The sequence below is a fragment of the Roseibium sp. HPY-6 genome (assembly GCF_040530035.1).
GTDB lineage: Bacteria > Pseudomonadota > Alphaproteobacteria > Rhizobiales > Stappiaceae > Roseibium.
The window spans coordinates 618,582-634,658 of record NZ_JBEWCD010000002.1; the positions used below are offsets into that span (position 1 = coordinate 618,582).

Here is a 16,077-nt window from a genome sequence, read left to right on the forward strand (position 1 = left end):
ATTTTCAGATAGGTGAGTTCAGTGAAAAAGCGTGCGCTCGGGCCTGGGTTTCCAGAACCATCCGATGGCCTGCCATACCGTCCCTGTGTTGGCATAATGGTAATCAACAAGGACGGCATGGTCTGGATTGGCAGCCGCGACGATGGCGGCAGTTCTTCCAACTACGAGTTCGCCTGGCAAATGCCGCAAGGTGGGATCGACAAGGGGGAAAACCCGGAAAACGCGGCGCGGCGGGAGCTTTACGAAGAAACATCGATCAGGTCCGTGTCGCTTTTGGAAGAAGCGCCGGAATGGTTCGCTTATGACTATCCGGAAGAGGTCATCCGCTCTTCCCGGCGCGGCAAGCATCGCGGACAGGCACAGAAGTGGGTCGCCTATCGTTTTGATGGGTCGGATGACGAAATCAATATCCTGGAGCCGCCCGACGGACATTCGGCGGAATTCAGCGCATGGCGCTGGGAACATGCCGAAAAGTTGCCAGGCCTGATCGTGCCTTTCAAAAGGCCTGTTTATGAACGCGTTGTGGCAGCCTTCTCGCACCTGACGGCGTGATCGCCCAACAACGCCATCCTCAAAGCGTCAGCATTTGAAGTCCCGTTGTCGTTTTTCAAACAGACAAGGCGTAATTGGACAGCTAGCATCCGGTCCAAATTGACCGAAGGTGTTGAGATCGGAGACCGGTTTCTTCCCGAGGTCACTCAGCGGATCATTGCCGGTGCGCGCTGTTGAGAGAGCGTGTTTCGGACGTTTAGGAGGAACGCCAATGTCTTTCGGCAAGGGGCTTTCGCGAAAGCCGTCCCAGCCAAAAGGGCGTCAGTTGGAAGATGCGGCCCATAGCGAAGTACAGGCGCTTTTGGGTGACGAACCGCGCCGGCGCGACTTGCTTATTGAGCATCTGCATAAGATCCAGGACGCCTACGGGTGTCTGGAGGCGAGGCATTTGAAAGCACTGTCGGTCGAAATGCGCATGGCGCAGGCCGAAGTCTATGAGGTCGCCAGCTTTTATCACCACTTTGACATTGTCCGCGAAGACGAAACCAGACCGGCACCTCTGACCATTCGGGTCTGCGACAGCGTTGCCTGTTCGATCAAAGGGGCCGACGCGCTGGCAGAAGCTCTTGAAAGCGGTGTCGATCCTGCAAAGGTCCGAATTCAGAAAGTGCCCTGTATCGGGCGGTGCGCCGGCGCTCCTGCTGCCCAGGTTGGCAAGCGCGCGGTTGACAACGCCAGCGAAATGTCCGTCCGGGCCTTGCTTTTCGAGGGTCAGAACGCGGCGGAGATCCCTGATCATATCAAACTTGATCAGTATCGCGCAGACGGTGGATACAAACTGCTGGAGAGAGTGCGGTCTGGCGAATTCGATGCAGCCGCAATTGCGGACATGGCTCTTAAAGCGGGCTTGCGTGGCCTCGGCGGAGCAGGTTTTCCGACGGGCACGAAGTGGAAGATCGTGAATGATCTGCCGGGACCGAAATACCTGACGATCAATGGCGACGAAGGTGAACCTGGAACGTTCAAGGACCGCTACCATCTTGAGCGTGATCCGCATCGTCTTCTGGAAGGAGCCCTGATCGCGGCCCATGCGATTTCCGCCGAGCGCGTCTACCTTTACATGCGCGACGAATATCCGGCGGTGCTTCAGATCCTGGCGACCGAAATCGCCGCATTGCGCACCGCAGGCATCATTACGACGATCGACATCGAAGTGCGCCGCGGCGCTGGCGCATACATTTGCGGTGAAGAAAGTGCCATGATCGAGTCGATCGAAGGCAAGCGCGGATTGCCGCGCCATCGGCCGCCCTTCATCGCGCAGGTCGGCCTGTTCGGGCGTCCGACCCTCAATCACAATGTCGAGACACTGTTCTGGATCCGCGACATCGTCGAGAAAGGCCCGGAATGGTTCGCATCCCAGGGCCGGCGCGATCACAAGGGTTTCCGGTCCTTCTCCGTCTCCGGGCGCGTGCGGGAGCCGGGCGTTAAGCTCGCCCCAGCAGGCATCACGATGAACGAACTCCTGGAAGAGTATTGCGGCGGGATGGAAGACGGCCACGTTTTCAAGGGTTATCTTCCCGGCGGCGCTTCGGGTGGCATTCTGCCGGCCAGACTGGCGGACGAGCCCCTCGACTTCGGCACGCTCGACAAGCACGGCTGCTTCATCGGCAGCCATGCGATCGTCGTTTTTTCCGATCAGGATGACATGCGAGACGTGGCGCTTAACCTGATGCGGTTTTTCAAGCACGAAAGCTGCGGCCAGTGCACGCCCTGCCGGTCCGGTACAGAAAAGATGGAACATCTGCTGGCAGACGGTGACTGGGACGAGGCCAAGATCGCGGATCTCGACGAAGTCATGCGCTCCGCCTCCATTTGTGGCCTCGGCCAGGCGGCGAGCAATCCCGTAGCGTCTGTGCTCAAGTTTTTCCCGGAGGAATTCGAAAGATGAGCCAAGTCACTTTCTCCCTCGATGGCAAGGACGTTACCGCCCAGGAAGGGGAAACCATCTGGCAGGTGGCAAAACGCGAAGGCGTTGCGATCCCGCATCTGTGCCACAAGGATGCTCCCGGATACCGCTCAGACGGCAATTGCCGAGCCTGCATGGTCGATATCGACGGCGAGCGAACACTGGCGGCCTCATGCATTCGCATGCCGTCGGAGGGCATGGTCGTCAAGACGGAAACGGAACGCGCCTCCAAGGCTCGCGAAATGGTGTTCGAGCTGCTGGCGGCCGATCAGCCAAGCCGCGAGGCGCACCCCGATCCGGAGAGTGATTTCTGGAAATGGTCGGACGCGATTGGCGTCACGGAGAGCCGGTTCGCGCCTTGTGAGAAGCCGGCGCAGGACGTGTCTCACCCGGCAATAGCGGTTAACCTTGACGCCTGCATCGCGTGTAATCTGTGTGAGCGGGCATGCCGTGAGGTTCAGGTAAATGACGTGATCGGCATGGCGGACCGCGGGTCCCACACCATGCCCGTTTTCGATCTGGCCGATCCGATGGGTATTTCCACCTGCGTCGCCTGCGGCGAGTGCGTGTCCGCATGTCCCACCGGCGCACTGATGGAAAAGAGCCTCCTGGATGAGGCTGGTAAAGTCCGCGAGGTCTTTACCGAGGAGACAGTGGACAGCGTCTGTCCGTTCTGCGGTGTCGGATGTCTCACTTCCGTTTCCGTCAAAGACGGCAAGATCGTGAAGGTAGACGGCCGGGACGGCCCGGCTAACGAAAACCGGCTGTGCGTCAAGGGACGTTTCGGGTTTGACTATGTGTCCAATCCCGAGCGTCTCACCAAGCCATTGATCCGGCGGGACGATGCGCCCAAGCGTGGCGATATCTCCATGACGCTGGAGAACCATCTGGACTATTTCCGCGAGGCAACCTGGGACGAAGCGCTCGATAGGGCCGCTGGTGGCCTGAAAGCGGCATTCAATGCCAAAGGCGGTGCCGGTGTCGCAGGTTTCGGATCGGCCAAGGGGTCCAACGAAGAGGCCTATCTCTTTCAGAAGCTGATCCGCCAGGGTTTTCAGACAAACAATGTCGATCACTGCACACGGCTTTGCCATGCCTCGTCCGTTGCGGCCCTTATCGAAGGTATCGGATCGGGTGCCGTAACGGCGCCTTTCAACGCTGCCGAAGACACGGACTGCATGATCGTTATCGGCGCGCGGCCGGCGCAGAACCATCCGGTTGCTGCGACTTATATCAAGCAGGCTGCGAAAAAAGGCACAAAACTGATCGTCATGGATCCACGCGGCCAGGATCTGATGCGGCATGCCGATTACGGCTTGAAGTTCAAGCCCGGTACCGACGTCGCGATGCTCAACGCGATCCTCAATGTCATTGTGACCGAGGGCCTTTACGACAGCCAATATATCGCTGCACATGTCGACGGGTTCGAAGCACTTGCCGAAAAGATCCGCGAGTTCACGCCGGAGGCGATGGAACCGGTTTGTGGTATCGATGCGCAGACCTTGCGTGAAGTCGCACGCCTTTATGCAAAAAGTCCGAGGTCGATCATTTTCTGGGGCATGGGCGTGTCCCAGCATGTGCACGGAACCGATAATGTCCGCTGCCTGATCGCAATGGCGCTGACGACCGGTCAGATTGGGCGGCCTGGGACAGGTCTTCATCCGCTCCGTGGACAAAACAATGTGCAGGGCGCTTCCGATGCCGGTCTCATCCCGATGTTCTATCCGGACTATCGGTCTGTCGGAAACGAGGATATCCGCGCCGGTTACGAAGATGCCTGGGGACGGACACTTGACCCGGTTCGGGGTCTGACCGTCGTGGAGATCATGGACGACATTCTCGCTGGTGGTATCGAGGCCATGTTTGTACAAGGCGAGAACCCGGCCATGTCGGATCCGGATCAGAACCACGCACGCAAGGCGCTGTCGACTCTCAAGCATCTTGTCGTTCAGGACATTTTCCTGACGGAAACGGCGTGGCATGCGGATGTCATTCTGCCGGCTTCGGCCCACGCGGAAAAACTAGGGACTTACACCAACACCAATCGTCAGGTGCAGATCGGGCGGCCCTGTGTCCCGATGCCCGGTGAGGCGCGAGCTGACTGGCAGATCCTGATCGATATTGCCAATCGCCTCGATTTGGGCTGGTCCTATGACGGTGTTCCCGCGATCTACGAGGAAATGCGGTCGCATATGGGTTCGCTTAACAACATTTCCTGGGACCGGCTTGAACGGGACGGCACGGTAACGTATCCGGCGGACGCACCGGATGAGCCGGGTAACGAAATTCTCTTTGGTTCTTCCTTCCCGACGGCAGACGGACGCGGAAAGATCGTTCCAACGGATCTTGTTCCTCCCAGTGAGTTGCCGGATGAGGATTTCCCGCTGGTTCTGACGACGGGCCGCTTGCTGGAGCATTGGCACACTGGTGCGATGACGCGCCGGGCCACCGTTCTGGATGCGATCGAGCCTGAACCTGCTGTTTCCATGAACCCGCGCGATATCAAGATGTCGGGACTGGAGATCGGTCAGCAGGTCACCGTCGAGACACGGCGCGGAGCCATAACGCTGACGTTACGCGCCGATCGGGATGTCTCTTCGGGCATGCTCTTTATCCCGTTCTGCTTCTTCGAAGCACCGGCCAACTTCCTTACGAACCCACAGCTTGATCCCTTCGGAAAAATTCCGGAATTCAAGTTCTGCGCTGCGCGGATCGGCCCGGCGGAACATCAAGTCGCTGCCGAGTGACAGGCAGTTGCAAGTCATGAAATGGGGCGGTCCTTGGGGCCGCCCTTTCGCACTCCGTTTGACAGCAATGATCAAGCATGAGCCTCGTTTCAACCCCGACGTAGAGTTTGGAAGTCCGCAATTCGGTTGTCGATTTGAGGGCGGTGTTCACTCAGGCTAACCGAGCTCGATCGTCTTTTGCGGTAAGCAAGTCAGGGTCCGGACGATGTGTATGGTTGGTCGATTAGTCTTGTGTTGTTAACCACGCCCCAAGGTTCTTCTGAACGAACTCGGACATGGAAATTGGCGCCCGCCCGGTCAGTCTCAAGACGCTGCCTGTAACACGATCCTCGGAACCAGCAGCGATTGCGTCATCCATGGAAGCCAGTGTCGCTGCGTAGTCATCAGGCAGTCCGTTTTTGCGATGGCGTTCTGCCAGTTCGTCAACGGTAAGACAGTGATGGACGATCTCGCGTCCCAAATGCTGACTTAGGATTTGTGCGACGTCGTCATACGAAACAGCCTCTGGTCCGGTGAGAATGTAGTCCGTGTTTTTGACTTTTGGCGCGGTGAGCATGGCAGCTGCGCAAGCTGCGATGTCTGCAGCGTCGATGAAACCGACGCGCCCGTGACCTGCGGCAGTGTAAATCGCGGATTGATCCTGGATGGGTCCACGGTGATGCAGTTCTGAGAAATTCTGCATAAACCAGGTTGGCCGCAGGACGACCCACTCGGGTGCATTATCTCCAAGCCAGCTATGGACAGCACCCATCATCGGCCCGCCTTCTTCGAGCGAAGAGGCGCTGAGCAAAACGAACCGGTTTACGCCAGCTTTCAGCGCCGTTTCGAGACCAGGCCTCATTGCTGTTAGCGAGTCTACAGTGTCGGTCGGCGCGACAAGGTAAACTGCACCGACATTTTCGAACGCTTCGGCAAATGTCTTAGGATCACTCCAGTCAAATCGCTGATGGGCTTTATCTGTCGGATTGCGCGTCGCGATACGCGGGACGATGCGATTCTCTTGCAGTTCTGCAGCGACGCGGCGACCGGTTTTTCCTGTTCCACCCGTGACCAGAATAGGCTTAGTCATCGAGAAATGCCTCAAAACCGGATTTCAACCGCTCAATTCCACCAACGGCGTTCAACAGGACGAGTGGATTCCAGTAATCCCGATAGTGGACGATGCGCCCGTCTTGGACCTTTATGATCGAGATGTAGTCCTGATCATATCGCTCACCTGTCTTCGCGCCTTTTCCGCTGCAGGAAAATTCCAGGACGAAGGTCACACCGTCTGCGGATCGGTGTGTGACGGCCGGGCTCATGGCTTCAAAGTCGATCAGTTCGCCGACCTTGGGCAGGTAGGCTGCCATGGCGTTGCGTCCATTCAGTGCACGGACGCTGCCCTCCGGTGCGAACGGAAACTCGAAGACGATGTTCTCATGACACATTTCCAGGAAGTTTTCTCCTGCTTGGGCAATGATTGCATCACCCAGGGCATCACGCAGCATCGCGCCAAAGCTTGGGATCGTATTCGTGTCAGACATGGTTTCTTCCTTTGGAAAAAAGGTGTCGCTCTGCTTGATGTTTCACACAGGTTAGTTCAAAATAGGATGGAACGGTACCGTTTCGTTCTATTTATGGATTGATGCGATGGAACGCAATAGTTTCGACGTAAAAAAGCAGCAGAAGTCGACGCGAAAGCCCGCGGGAGCGGCGCTTTTGCAGGATTCAGTTACAAATGCCATCGAAAGAGCGTTGTTCGAGGAATGGGCCGAAAACGGGTACGCCGGCCTCCGCATGGAGAAGATCGCGGCACGGGCGGGGGTTGGGAAGGCGGCTCTTTATCGCCGCTGCAAGTCCAAGCTGGAGCTGGTGAGTGGGGTCATAAGTTCGATGGCGACAAACATCACGCCGATACCTGACAGTGGCTCCTTTGAGAGTGATGTCAGGTTGTTGATACGTCGCATGGCCGCAACACTAAGACACCGACTGGTAAGACGGATCTTGCCCGATCTCCATGCAGAAGTCGCGCGTTCGGGTGAGCTGATGGGCCTGTTGGAGCACGTCAGTCATGACAGGCGGGCGCAAGCAAGCATTATGATCGAAAGGGCGATTGCCCGCCGTGAACTTCCGGAAACGGCGGACCGCCAGACCATACTGGATCTGCTTATTGCGCCGCTTTACTGGCGTTCAATCATACAACGACAACGCACGACGTCAGCAGATATTGAGATGTACACGAACCTGGTCACGCAATTTGCCAAAGGCAGAGCGCGCAAGGCCTGAGATCCCGGGCGAGAACATGCACGCAGCCAGCCTGGGTCGTTGGATCTAAGCCGCGAGGGCGACAGAATCTTTGCCAGCTGGAATACGAAGCGGGGCATCGGTGTTTGTGACTGCATTCCAGATTGCCTGCACAACATCGTCCGATTGCGTGAACTCTTTGCCTGCCGGATCTCTGAAAGCCTCCAGCACCTGTCCAACAAAATCCTGATACTCCGCCGGTGTGCAATTGGATTCTTGCATCAGGCTCATAGCGTTCTTTCCGAAATTTGTCGTCGGTGCCTGGCCCGGCAACACGAGATGCGTCCGAACTCCAAAAGGAGCTATCTCAAGTGCAAGACATTCGGTGAAAGCATTCACTGCAGCCTTACTCGCCGTGTAGACGGATGCGAGCGGCAAGGGTTTGAGCGTTACGCTTGAGGATACGTTCACGATCACGCCGGCTCTATTCGCCCGCATTTGTGGCAAGACGGCGCGGGTCATCTCGAAGATGCCCAGTGTGTTGGTTTCGAAAATCCGTTGCAGGTTGTCGTTGGAAGTGCCCTCGAATGGCGCTAACCAACCGACACCGGCATTGTTCACAAGGGCGTCGATGGGTCCGGCTTCACGAACTGCATTGGCAATACTGTCGCGGATCGAAACGTCGAGCGGGAGAATGCGCAACCGGTCAGAGACGGGCAAAAGTTTCGGGTCCGGGTTCCGCATCGTTGCAACGACGGACCAGCCTTTTTCCAGAAAATGGCGGGTCGTCGCCTGTCCAAAGCCCGAGGAACATCCAGTGATCATCACAGTCTTCATGGCCAGTCTCCTGTTGTGGTCAAGCCCAAACGTAGACAGTCAGAGTTGGACAATCTATAATTGAAAATCCAAAGTAATTTATCAAAAGTCCAGGAATGAGTGATCCATATTCCGAAGTTATCTCCTTGCTGAAGCCTCAGGCACGTCATTCAAAACTCGTGCATGCCGCCGGGGCTTTCCGAGTTCGCCGTGACGATGTGGATGATGCGTTCTATTGCTCGCTTTTGTCAGGCCGGGCCAGCTTGCAGGTTGACCGCAAGGAGCCGCTGATGCTGATGTCCGGGGATTTCGTGCTTATCCCCGCCGCAAGATCCTTCACGTTTTCCAGCGTCGATCCCAAACCACCGGAAAACCTCGACAGTCTGCCTGTTGAAGATGAAGACGGTGTTTTCAGGCTGGGTTCACCGGAAACGGAAGCCGGAGTGCAGCAGCTTATCGGGTACTGCACTTTTACAAGTCCGGATGCGGAACTGCTTGTGTCGCTTTTGCCTGATTTGGTTGTTGTCCGCGGCGAGGGCAGGTTGTCGGCGCTTACGGGCTTGTTGCGTGAAGAAGTGCGCTCTGACCGCCCGGCGCGAAGTGTCGTCGTCGAGCACCTTTTGCAGGTCCTTTTGATCGAAGCATTCAGGTCTGGCGCTGAGCCGAATGCAACGGCCGGCCTTTTGCGTGGATTGGCTGATGCGCGAGTAGGCCCGACGCTTAGAGCCATGCATGCTGCGCCCGAACGTTCCTGGACCGTACCTGAGCTCGCGAGAGAAGCGGGGCTGTCACGGTCTGCCTATTTCACACGATTTAGCCAGATCGTTGGCGCACCGCCGATGACCTACTTGCTGAATTGGCGGATGACGCTTGCTAAACACATGCTCCGATCCGGTCACATGAGCATAGCCGAAATTTGCGGCAAGACTGGCTACGGTTCCTCAAGCGCGTTCAGCACAGCGTTCACGCGTTACGTCGGTTTGCCGCCTGCGAGATACGCGAAAGTCGTCAAGAGTGATCGATCTGTCGAGCAAACGGCGTCAGGAAAACATGAACACGTTTTGCCCTGAGGGAAATGGGCATCAAAACGCTCGGCGGCTAAAAAACGGGTAGATATCGCAAGTTTGGAAAATTGAACGACCCAATTCTTCGTTTTGCGAAAAAGCCTGGTGCTGCGCAGCATCGGCTCCCGTTCCACACGTGCGAAACGGGAGCCTTTCGAAGCAGGGCAAGAAGCTAGCGGAGTGAGATGGCGTGTCCTTCCGCTAGGGTTGAAACTGACTGGCTCAGTTTGCTTCAATCTTCACGTTCAGAAGATCGGGTAGGGTCTGCGGCGCTGCCATGCTGCCGAGGATCTGCGCCAGAGGCACTGGGTTTGCCGGGGCGAGTGTCACCCTCAGATCCTTCGGGTCGTCCAGGAACTTAGAAACCGCGTCGCTGACCATCTTGGTGAAAGCCTCGTTCTGGATCGGAGCCGTTGCGCCCGCAGCTTGTGCCACAAGCGCCTCGCGCAGAACGTTTTCCGGCAAACCTTGCGCATCGGCAAAGAACTTGAGGCCGTTGGTCGTAAGGCCTTCGTCCCGGAATGAAATCGCGGCATCAACGAACTGAGCCGAAATGGCAGCCAACTGGCCCTGACCTTCCGGATCTTCGAACAATGCCTTCGGCACATTGGCGAACCGCATGGAGGCTTCTGCCCGTCCAAGCCCTTCAACATTGAGCATCAGGCGTTCCAGTCTGAGTTCCAACGTCGCTTCGTCCCAATAGAGACGGGCCTCGTCCGACCAGATGATCGTGTCCAGGCCGAGCGCCTGAAACAGTGCCTGTGCCTGCGGGTCGTCGATCGCACTGACCGGCATACGAATGCCGTCGCTCTTGAAATGCACACTTGTCGGGATCGGTGGCACTGTTGTCGACATGGTCATTTCGGCCTTGCCGATGGCCGTCTGTCCGACATTTGGAATGTTCACGTCGAGGCCTTCAATCTCGTAAGCGAAAGAGCGCGGCATGAAGGCCTTGGCGACTTCCAGCGGGTTGTTTTCACCGTACGACGGATCGGCCATGAGCGTGCTGATCATCTCCTTCATGGGCGAGTACTCGGCAAACTCAATGTCGCCGATCGCAGCCCAATCGATTTTGACCGATGCGCCCTCAGGCAGTTTTGGGGCATCGAGACCGACCAGCATCATTTCGCCGATACCGTCAGAACCGATATCGGTCATGGCGATTTCTTCGATCTTGATCGCCGATTCCAACCCCGGACCGACAGGAACAATGACCGAAATGCCACTCACACGGGCGTCGGCAAATGCGAAGGACCGGTAAAACTGGAACACGTTGGTGATCAGCTCTTCAGGGCCGGGCGCCTGTTTGTCGAAAATCTGATCGAGCAGCTGCAGGACATTGTTTTCGCGCTTGATCATTGTGACATCGTCAAGTGTTGCCTTTTCGGCTTCCACCTTGATCGACAGCCCCTGCGAGATTTCCTGGCTGGAGACGTAATCGACCGCTGATCCTGACCCGATCAGTGTCCATACCTCTCCGCTCTCCGGAACAGCCGGGTCGAAAAGATCAATGAAACCGCGGATATCAATGTCGTTGTAGACGGTCTTTCCCTGGCTTGTCGTCTGCGCAAGCATTTGGCCGGATGCTGGATCAAGCGTGTTCATGACCTGGGTCAGCTTGTCCATCGAATATTCGTCGACCTGCCCATCGCGGGCGCCGGCCAAACGGTATCCGTCCATCTGCATGGTACCGGAAAGAACCTGTGTTTCCGAACCTCCTTCAGAAGCGTAGGCTTCCAGGGTGACGGCTGTGCTGTCGACCTTGACCTCGTCATAGGACGTCAGGAATGCCGACTTGAGGAAAGGCAGCCAGCGGCTTGCCTGCTTGGCGGAATCCTCGGGCGGCAATTCGGGCAGCTCAAACTCGTAGTTCGTCGCTGACATGCCGGCGAGGCGCCCTTCCATCTTGAGGCGGCCTTCATCCTCCACCGATCCTTCAATGACAATTTCGGTATCGTCGGAGTAGGTCCAGTTTGCAGAGGAGAAGAAACTGTCTTCGTGTGTCAGTCCGGTGATCGTAACTGTGCCGGAGCTGATCGAAATCGAATAGTCAATGTCGGCCAGTTTCGAAGGGTCGATGTCCGTGCCACCATCATTGCCCGTCACATCCGTTTCTTCAGCCGGAAAATCTTCAATTTTACCACTGAGCGAAAGCGTGCTGTCCGTCAGGGTCAGCGTGTCACTGCCAGCATCATAGTCGACCGAACCGTTTTCGAATTGAAGGCCGAGTTTTTTCAAACCTTCGGAATAAGCTTCGAACGCGGCTTCACCGGTGTCTTGCGCAAAGGCTGTCCCGGACACGAGCGCGAGGGCTGTGGTCAGGGTCAAAAGTTTTGTGCGGCTCCGGATCGGTTGCGGATTTATTGAGGATGCGGGCTTTGAAAACAATGTTTTGGCTCCAAATCAGATGATCAGAATCAACCGTCGTGGGACGGCCGGTTCCGATATAGTTGTTTGTTTCAGACCATTCCATGACTATGGCCCATTCTTTTGATCCCGTCGACTCACGGGTGCCGTTCATTGGAACCCCAGGAGCGCCATTCTGCGCGGACATCGTCATCGGTTTCCGCGCCCAACAGCTCGTTTTTGCGCCGCTTGAAAGTATCTTCGCCCGAAAGCCTGTGAAACGCCCAGACCGCAGCGCCCCGGACGGTTGGGTCCGGGTCCGTGAGCAGAGAGTCGACCTTGCTGACGAGGTTTATATCACCGGAATTGCCGGCAGCGATCAGGACATTTCGCAAGAACCTGTTGCGCCCGATCCTTTTGATGGGTGATCCGGAAAAGAGTTTGCGGAAAGCCGCATCATCCAGAGCGAGCAAGTCGCTTAAACGGGGACGGGTGAGGTCAGCGCGCGCTCTGAGTTTAGCTTCGCGAGCTGTCTGCGCGAACTTGTTCCAGGGACACGCCGCGAGGCAGTCGTCACATCCGTAAATCCGGTTGCCCATCGCTTCACGGAATTCCAGCGGTATGGAACCGGCGTGTTCGATGGTCAAATAGGAAATGCACCGGCGCGCATCGAGCTGATAGGGCGCCGGGAAGGCGTCTGTGGGACAGCTGTCAAGGCACGCCCGGCATGAGCCGCAGTGATCGACCTCGGCGCAGGTTGGCGGAAGGTCCAGGGTTGTGAAGATCGCGCCCAGGAAAAACCAGGATCCGAGTTCCCGCGAAACGAGGTTGGTGTGTTTGCCTTGCCAGCCAAGTCCCGCGGCCTGTCCGAGCGGCTTTTCCATGACCGGAGCGGTATCGACAAAAACCTTGACGTTCCCGCCTGCACGGGAGGTCAGAAAAGCCGCCAGTTCTTTCAGCTTTCCCTTGATAACGTCGTGATAGTCCCGGTGACGGGCATAGACGGAAATGCCGCCGCTGGTAGGGTCTTCAAGATGCGCCAGCGGATGATTTTCAGGGCCATCATCCGGGCCGTAATTCATCGCCAGCATCACCACCGAACGGACATCCGGCCATAGCGACCGGGGAGAGCCCCGCCGGTCGGCCGTCTCTTCCATCCACGACATTGTGCCGTGGTATTTTTTGTCGAGAAATCCGCGCAGGTTCCCGGCAGCTTCCGGGGTGGCGTCCGCAGCCGCGATTTTCATCGCGCTGAAGCCGAGGGCGTGCGCCTTCGTTTCAACAGCGCTCAGGAGTTTACGGGTCTTTGTGTCCAGGTTCGCTTGTGGCAGATCTAAAAATCCAGGTCCGCATAGGTCGAGGCGGGCGGCATGCCCAAAACTTTTTCACCGAGGAGCGGGCGCATGCTGGGACGTGATTTGACACGCGCATACCAGCTTTTCACATCTTCCTGATTGCTCCACGGCACCTCCCCCAGATAATCCGCGCATGAAAGCCCGGCTGCAAGCGCAAAATCGGCAAAGGACAGGCGATCGCCGGAAAGCCAGCGGCGCGAGGCCACCAGATATCCGAAATACTTGAGATGATGATGGATGTTGGCCCGGGCGACACGAAGCGCTGCCGAATCCGGTTCGCCGCCACCGGCGGACTTTGGCATGATCTGTTTGTAGATACGCTCACGAACGAGATGTCCGACCACTTCCTGATCGAATTTCATCAGGCTCCATTCCACCAGACGCCGGGTTTCCGCACGCGCCTCGGGATGATCCGGCATCAAACGGCGGTCGGCCACCGCGTAGCCACGCGTCTCGTCGAGATACTCCATGATCGGTCCGGGCCCGCAGATCGACGGACCGTCGTTTTCGACCAGGACGGGTACGGTGCCTGCGGCGTTGAGCATCAGGAGGTGTTGCGGCCGCGCCCAGGGCTCAACGTGCTGCTCCTCGAACGCCGCGCCGTATTCGCTCAGGATGAGGCGCACGAACCTGGAAGAAGGAGAAAAGGGGTGATGATAGAGCGTGAGCATGAATGGGTTTAGAGCCCGAACTGTGGCAAGACTAAGAATTCTGACCACAGTTTGCCCCAGATATGGTTATCAAGGGTTTGACGTTGTCCGATTGGTCCTGCAAATAAGCAGCCGCAGGCAGTGCCTGAGTCGCGAATTTTACTTTTTCAGGCCAGTTTTTATCGAGCCTGCCGGAGATATGTCATCCAATGGACGGCCAAACAATTGTAAGTGCATTAATTTTGGGAATTGTAGAGGGCCTGACGGAATTCATTCCGGTGTCCTCCACCGGGCACCTCCTGTTGCTGGGCCATTTCCTGGGATTTGAGAGCACCGGAAAAACCTTTGAGGTTCTGATACAGCTTGGCGCGATCCTGGCGATTCTGTCTGTTTACTTCGGTAGGCTTTGGGCCCTGACGACCGCGCTTCCGAACGATGCGGCCAGCCGGCGATTTGTCTTCGGTATTCTCATCGCATTCCTGCCCGCTGCGGTGATTGGCGTTTTGCTGCACAGCTTCATCAAGGAAGTCCTGTTTGAAACGCCCGCACTCATTTGCACCACGCTGCTGGTGGGCGGTGTCATTCTGCTGTGGATCGACAGGCTGCCGCTGAAGCCGCGCTATACGAACGTGATGGACTATCCGCTTTCGCTCTGCCTGAAAATCGGGTTTTGCCAGTGCCTTGCCATGGTGCCGGGCGTCTCCCGGTCGGGCGCGACAATAGCCGGGGCGCTGCTGATGGGAACCGACAAACGCTCGGCGGCGGAGTTCTCGTTCTTTCTCGCCATGCCGACCATGGCGGGTGCTTTCGCCTACGACCTCTACAAGAACCGCAACGTGCTGTCGGCAGACGATGCCACGCTCATCGTCATCGGTTTCGTCGCATCATTCATTTCCGGCGTCTTCGTCGTCAAGGGCCTGCTCGATTTCGTATCCCGCCACGGCTTCGCACCGTTTGCCTATTGGCGCATATTCGTCGGTCTCGCCGGGTTTGCCGGTCTCTATTTCCTAGGCTGAATGCTTTGCCGCCGGGCCGGCTCCGTAGAGCCCGGCAAGCGTGGCCAACTCGTCTGCAAGCTCCAACCGCAGCGCGTCGGGTGACAGGAGCTCTGCTCCGGGGCCGAGCCATCTGACCAGTGGCAGGAGGCGGGCCCGATCAGTGCTGGGAATGCTGACGAGGATCCTGCCGTCTCCTGCAGGCGTGAAGACCGCGTGCCTGTAGTACCAGTCGACGCTCAGTTTCTTGGCCTGGTCAGCGGTGATCAGGATCTTGGCGATTTCTTCTTCTTGCTCCCAGCGACGCATTGCCTGGGAAAGCCAGGCACCGCCGAGCAGCGTCTTGATGGAAAACGCCTTGTCGGGCCTGAAAAAGAGCCCGCTGATTTCCAGGTTGCGCACGCGGTCCGCCCGGTAGACCTTGACCATCTCGGTGTCGACGCAGCGTCCGGCGAGATACCAAAGGTCCCGGTCGAACATGACCCCGTAGGGTTCGACGTCGTGTTCCTTGGCCGTATTGCGGGACGGATTGACGTGTTGGAACCGGACACGTCTTCCATCGAGGATTCCGGCCATGAACCCGTCGAGCGCGCGTTGCCAGTCATCCGTCGGTTCCGCCTTGGTGCCGGCATGAAAAATGTCGGCTGGAATGGGCTCGATTCCGACGATGCGGTCGGCTTCCTTGAGAAGTCCGTGGACGGTTTTGGGCAGGGAGGCGAGCAGTTTCTTTTCCGCTGAGCTCAGGTCGTCGGCAAGGGGAACGGTGCGGCTGCTGCGCACCAGCGCCATGGCAGCCAGCAGCGCTGCCGTCTCATTGCGCGTGAGCGCGACCGGTGGCTGGAGATATCCGCTCGCGAGCCGGTATCCGCCCTCCGCGCCTCTTTCGGCGTCGACCGGAACGCCGAGCGCGATCAGCCGGTCAATGTCCCGGTAGATCGTTCGAAGGGAGACCTGGAATCGTTCGGCAAGCACGGTCGCGGGGACGAGCTTGCCTCCGGTCAGCAGCAAGAGGATGCCGAGCGCGCGTTCTATCGGGTTCATGAAAAGGCCCTTGGACGGTTGATCCGAAAAAAATCATATCCCGGGAACAGAACGAGATCAAACCTGACTCACAGCTGTCAGGATTGACCTGCCATCTTTGCTTTGTCGCCGGAAAACGGCGGACACGATCCGCAAGGAGATGAGAGATGAGCTATGAAATTGAAACTGTATTCCGTAGCCGCGCACACAGCCGTGGCCTTGTGTTCACCGTTCTTCGTGTATGTGCCGACCAGCTCCGCCGGTATGTTCGCCGCCGGACAACTGCCCGTGCCCTTTCTCACCTGAACGACGGGGAGTTGAGGGACATTGGACTCATGCGCACGGGACAAGGCTATCGTGAACTGCACCGGAACAGATATGGTGCAGACCTCTGGAAATAAAC

Annotated in this window: 14 protein-coding genes; 7 read left to right on the top strand and 7 right to left on the bottom strand. The window is 57.5% G+C overall.

The genetic code is table 11. From position 1 onward, the window contains the following. Nucleotides 1-21 precede the first annotated feature (21 nt). From ABVF61_RS14270 to fdhF, 3 genes are all read left to right on the top strand, one after another. Entirely contained in the window at nt 22-552 is a 531-nt protein-coding gene (locus ABVF61_RS14270) for an RNA pyrophosphohydrolase (protein ID WP_353994215.1), read from the top strand. A gap of 211 nt (nt 553-763) precedes the next feature. Then, nucleotides 764-2,440, top strand: coding sequence for an NAD(P)H-dependent oxidoreductase subunit E (locus tag ABVF61_RS14275; RefSeq protein WP_353994216.1), 1,677 nt, complete (start codon nt 764-766; stop codon nt 2,438-2,440). Further along, complete coding sequence (fdhF, locus tag ABVF61_RS14280; RefSeq protein WP_353994217.1) at nt 2,437-5,205, top strand: formate dehydrogenase subunit alpha; 2,769 nt, start codon at nt 2,437-2,439, stop codon at nt 5,203-5,205. Before ABVF61_RS14275 ends, fdhF begins: the two co-directional genes overlap by 4 nt. Before the next feature lie 223 nt (nt 5,206-5,428). Here the strand turns inward: fdhF and ABVF61_RS14285 are convergent, their stop codons facing one another. Beyond that, on the bottom strand, nt 5,429-6,274 hold the full coding sequence (locus tag ABVF61_RS14285) for an ergot alkaloid biosynthesis protein (protein WP_353994218.1): 846 nt from the start codon (nt 6,272-6,274) through the stop codon (nt 5,429-5,431). Then, on the bottom strand, nt 6,267-6,728 hold the full coding sequence (locus ABVF61_RS14290; RefSeq protein WP_353994219.1) for a nuclear transport factor 2 family protein: 462 nt from the start codon (nt 6,726-6,728) through the stop codon (nt 6,267-6,269). Before ABVF61_RS14290 ends, ABVF61_RS14285 begins: the two co-directional genes overlap by 8 nt. A 106-nt stretch (nt 6,729-6,834) precedes the next feature. Here ABVF61_RS14290 and ABVF61_RS14295 point away from each other — a divergent pair, with 106 nt between their 5' ends. Then, nucleotides 6,835-7,470 (top strand): TetR/AcrR family transcriptional regulator, encoded by a 636-nt coding sequence (locus ABVF61_RS14295; RefSeq protein ID WP_353994220.1) that lies wholly within the window; start codon nt 6,835-6,837, stop codon nt 7,468-7,470. Between the two features lie 45 nt (nt 7,471-7,515). Here ABVF61_RS14295 and ABVF61_RS14300 read toward each other — a convergent pair whose 3' ends face one another. Beyond that, nucleotides 7,516-8,265, bottom strand: coding sequence for an SDR family oxidoreductase (locus ABVF61_RS14300; RefSeq protein ID WP_353994221.1), 750 nt, complete (start codon nt 8,263-8,265; stop codon nt 7,516-7,518). 95 nt (nt 8,266-8,360) lie between these two features. Between ABVF61_RS14300 and ABVF61_RS14305 the strand changes: the two genes are divergently transcribed. Further along, on the top strand, nt 8,361-9,314 hold the full coding sequence (locus tag ABVF61_RS14305; protein ID WP_353994222.1) for an AraC family transcriptional regulator: 954 nt from the start codon (nt 8,361-8,363) through the stop codon (nt 9,312-9,314). Nucleotides 9,315-9,530: 216 nt separating this feature from the next. Here ABVF61_RS14305 and ABVF61_RS14310 read toward each other — a convergent pair whose 3' ends face one another. From ABVF61_RS14310 to ABVF61_RS14320, 3 genes are all read right to left on the bottom strand, one after another. Continuing rightward, complete coding sequence (locus ABVF61_RS14310) at nt 9,531-11,636, bottom strand: aq_1923 C-terminal domain (RefSeq protein WP_353994223.1); 2,106 nt, start codon at nt 11,634-11,636, stop codon at nt 9,531-9,533. A gap of 176 nt (nt 11,637-11,812) precedes the next feature. Next, nucleotides 11,813-12,970, bottom strand: coding sequence for a tRNA epoxyqueuosine(34) reductase QueG (queG, locus tag ABVF61_RS14315; protein WP_353996429.1), 1,158 nt, complete (start codon nt 12,968-12,970; stop codon nt 11,813-11,815). Nucleotides 12,971-12,987: 17 nt separating this feature from the next. After that, nucleotides 12,988-13,680: a glutathione S-transferase family protein gene (locus ABVF61_RS14320; protein ID WP_353996430.1), complete on the bottom strand. Its 693-nt coding sequence runs from the start codon at nt 13,678-13,680 to the stop codon at nt 12,988-12,990. 188 nt (nt 13,681-13,868) lie between these two features. Here ABVF61_RS14320 and ABVF61_RS14325 point away from each other — a divergent pair, with 188 nt between their 5' ends. Further along, entirely contained in the window at nt 13,869-14,675 is an 807-nt protein-coding gene (locus tag ABVF61_RS14325; protein ID WP_353994224.1) for an undecaprenyl-diphosphate phosphatase, read from the top strand. Here ABVF61_RS14325 and ABVF61_RS14330 read toward each other — a convergent pair. Further along, complete coding sequence (locus ABVF61_RS14330; RefSeq protein WP_353994225.1) at nt 14,667-15,695, bottom strand: helix-turn-helix transcriptional regulator; 1,029 nt, start codon at nt 15,693-15,695, stop codon at nt 14,667-14,669. The two genes, ABVF61_RS14325 and ABVF61_RS14330, sit on opposite strands and share 9 nt — an antisense overlap. A 146-nt stretch (nt 15,696-15,841) precedes the next feature. Here ABVF61_RS14330 and ABVF61_RS14335 point away from each other — a divergent pair, with 146 nt between their 5' ends. Then, entirely contained in the window at nt 15,842-16,075 is a 234-nt protein-coding gene (locus ABVF61_RS14335; protein WP_353994226.1) for a DUF1127 domain-containing protein, read from the top strand. Nucleotides 16,076-16,077: the final 2 nt, after the last annotated feature.

Excerpts from the sequence above, each read along its gene's own strand:
- ABVF61_RS14320 (WP_353996430.1), bottom strand. The coding sequence starts at position 13,680 with ATGCTCACGCTCTATCATCACCCCTTTTCTCCTTCTTCCAGGTTCGTG.
- ABVF61_RS14325 (WP_353994224.1), top strand. The coding sequence starts at position 13,869 with ATGGACGGCCAAACAATTGTAAGTGCATTAATTTTGGGAATTGTAGAG.
- ABVF61_RS14285 (WP_353994218.1), bottom strand. The coding sequence starts at position 6,274 with ATGACTAAGCCTATTCTGGTCACGGGTGGAACAGGAAAAACCGGTCGC.
- ABVF61_RS14300 (WP_353994221.1), bottom strand. The coding sequence starts at position 8,265 with ATGAAGACTGTGATGATCACTGGATGTTCCTCGGGCTTTGGACAGGCG.
- fdhF (WP_353994217.1), top strand. The coding sequence starts at position 2,437 with ATGAGCCAAGTCACTTTCTCCCTCGATGGCAAGGACGTTACCGCCCAG.
- ABVF61_RS14335 (WP_353994226.1), top strand. The coding sequence starts at position 15,842 with ATGAGCTATGAAATTGAAACTGTATTCCGTAGCCGCGCACACAGCCGT.
- ABVF61_RS14305 (WP_353994222.1), top strand. The coding sequence starts at position 8,361 with ATGAGTGATCCATATTCCGAAGTTATCTCCTTGCTGAAGCCTCAGGCA.
- ABVF61_RS14290 (WP_353994219.1), bottom strand. The coding sequence starts at position 6,728 with ATGTCTGACACGAATACGATCCCAAGCTTTGGCGCGATGCTGCGTGAT.
- ABVF61_RS14330 (WP_353994225.1), bottom strand. The coding sequence starts at position 15,695 with ATGAACCCGATAGAACGCGCGCTCGGCATCCTCTTGCTGCTGACCGGA.
- ABVF61_RS14275 (WP_353994216.1), top strand. The coding sequence starts at position 764 with ATGTCTTTCGGCAAGGGGCTTTCGCGAAAGCCGTCCCAGCCAAAAGGG.
- ABVF61_RS14295 (WP_353994220.1), top strand. The coding sequence starts at position 6,835 with ATGGAACGCAATAGTTTCGACGTAAAAAAGCAGCAGAAGTCGACGCGA.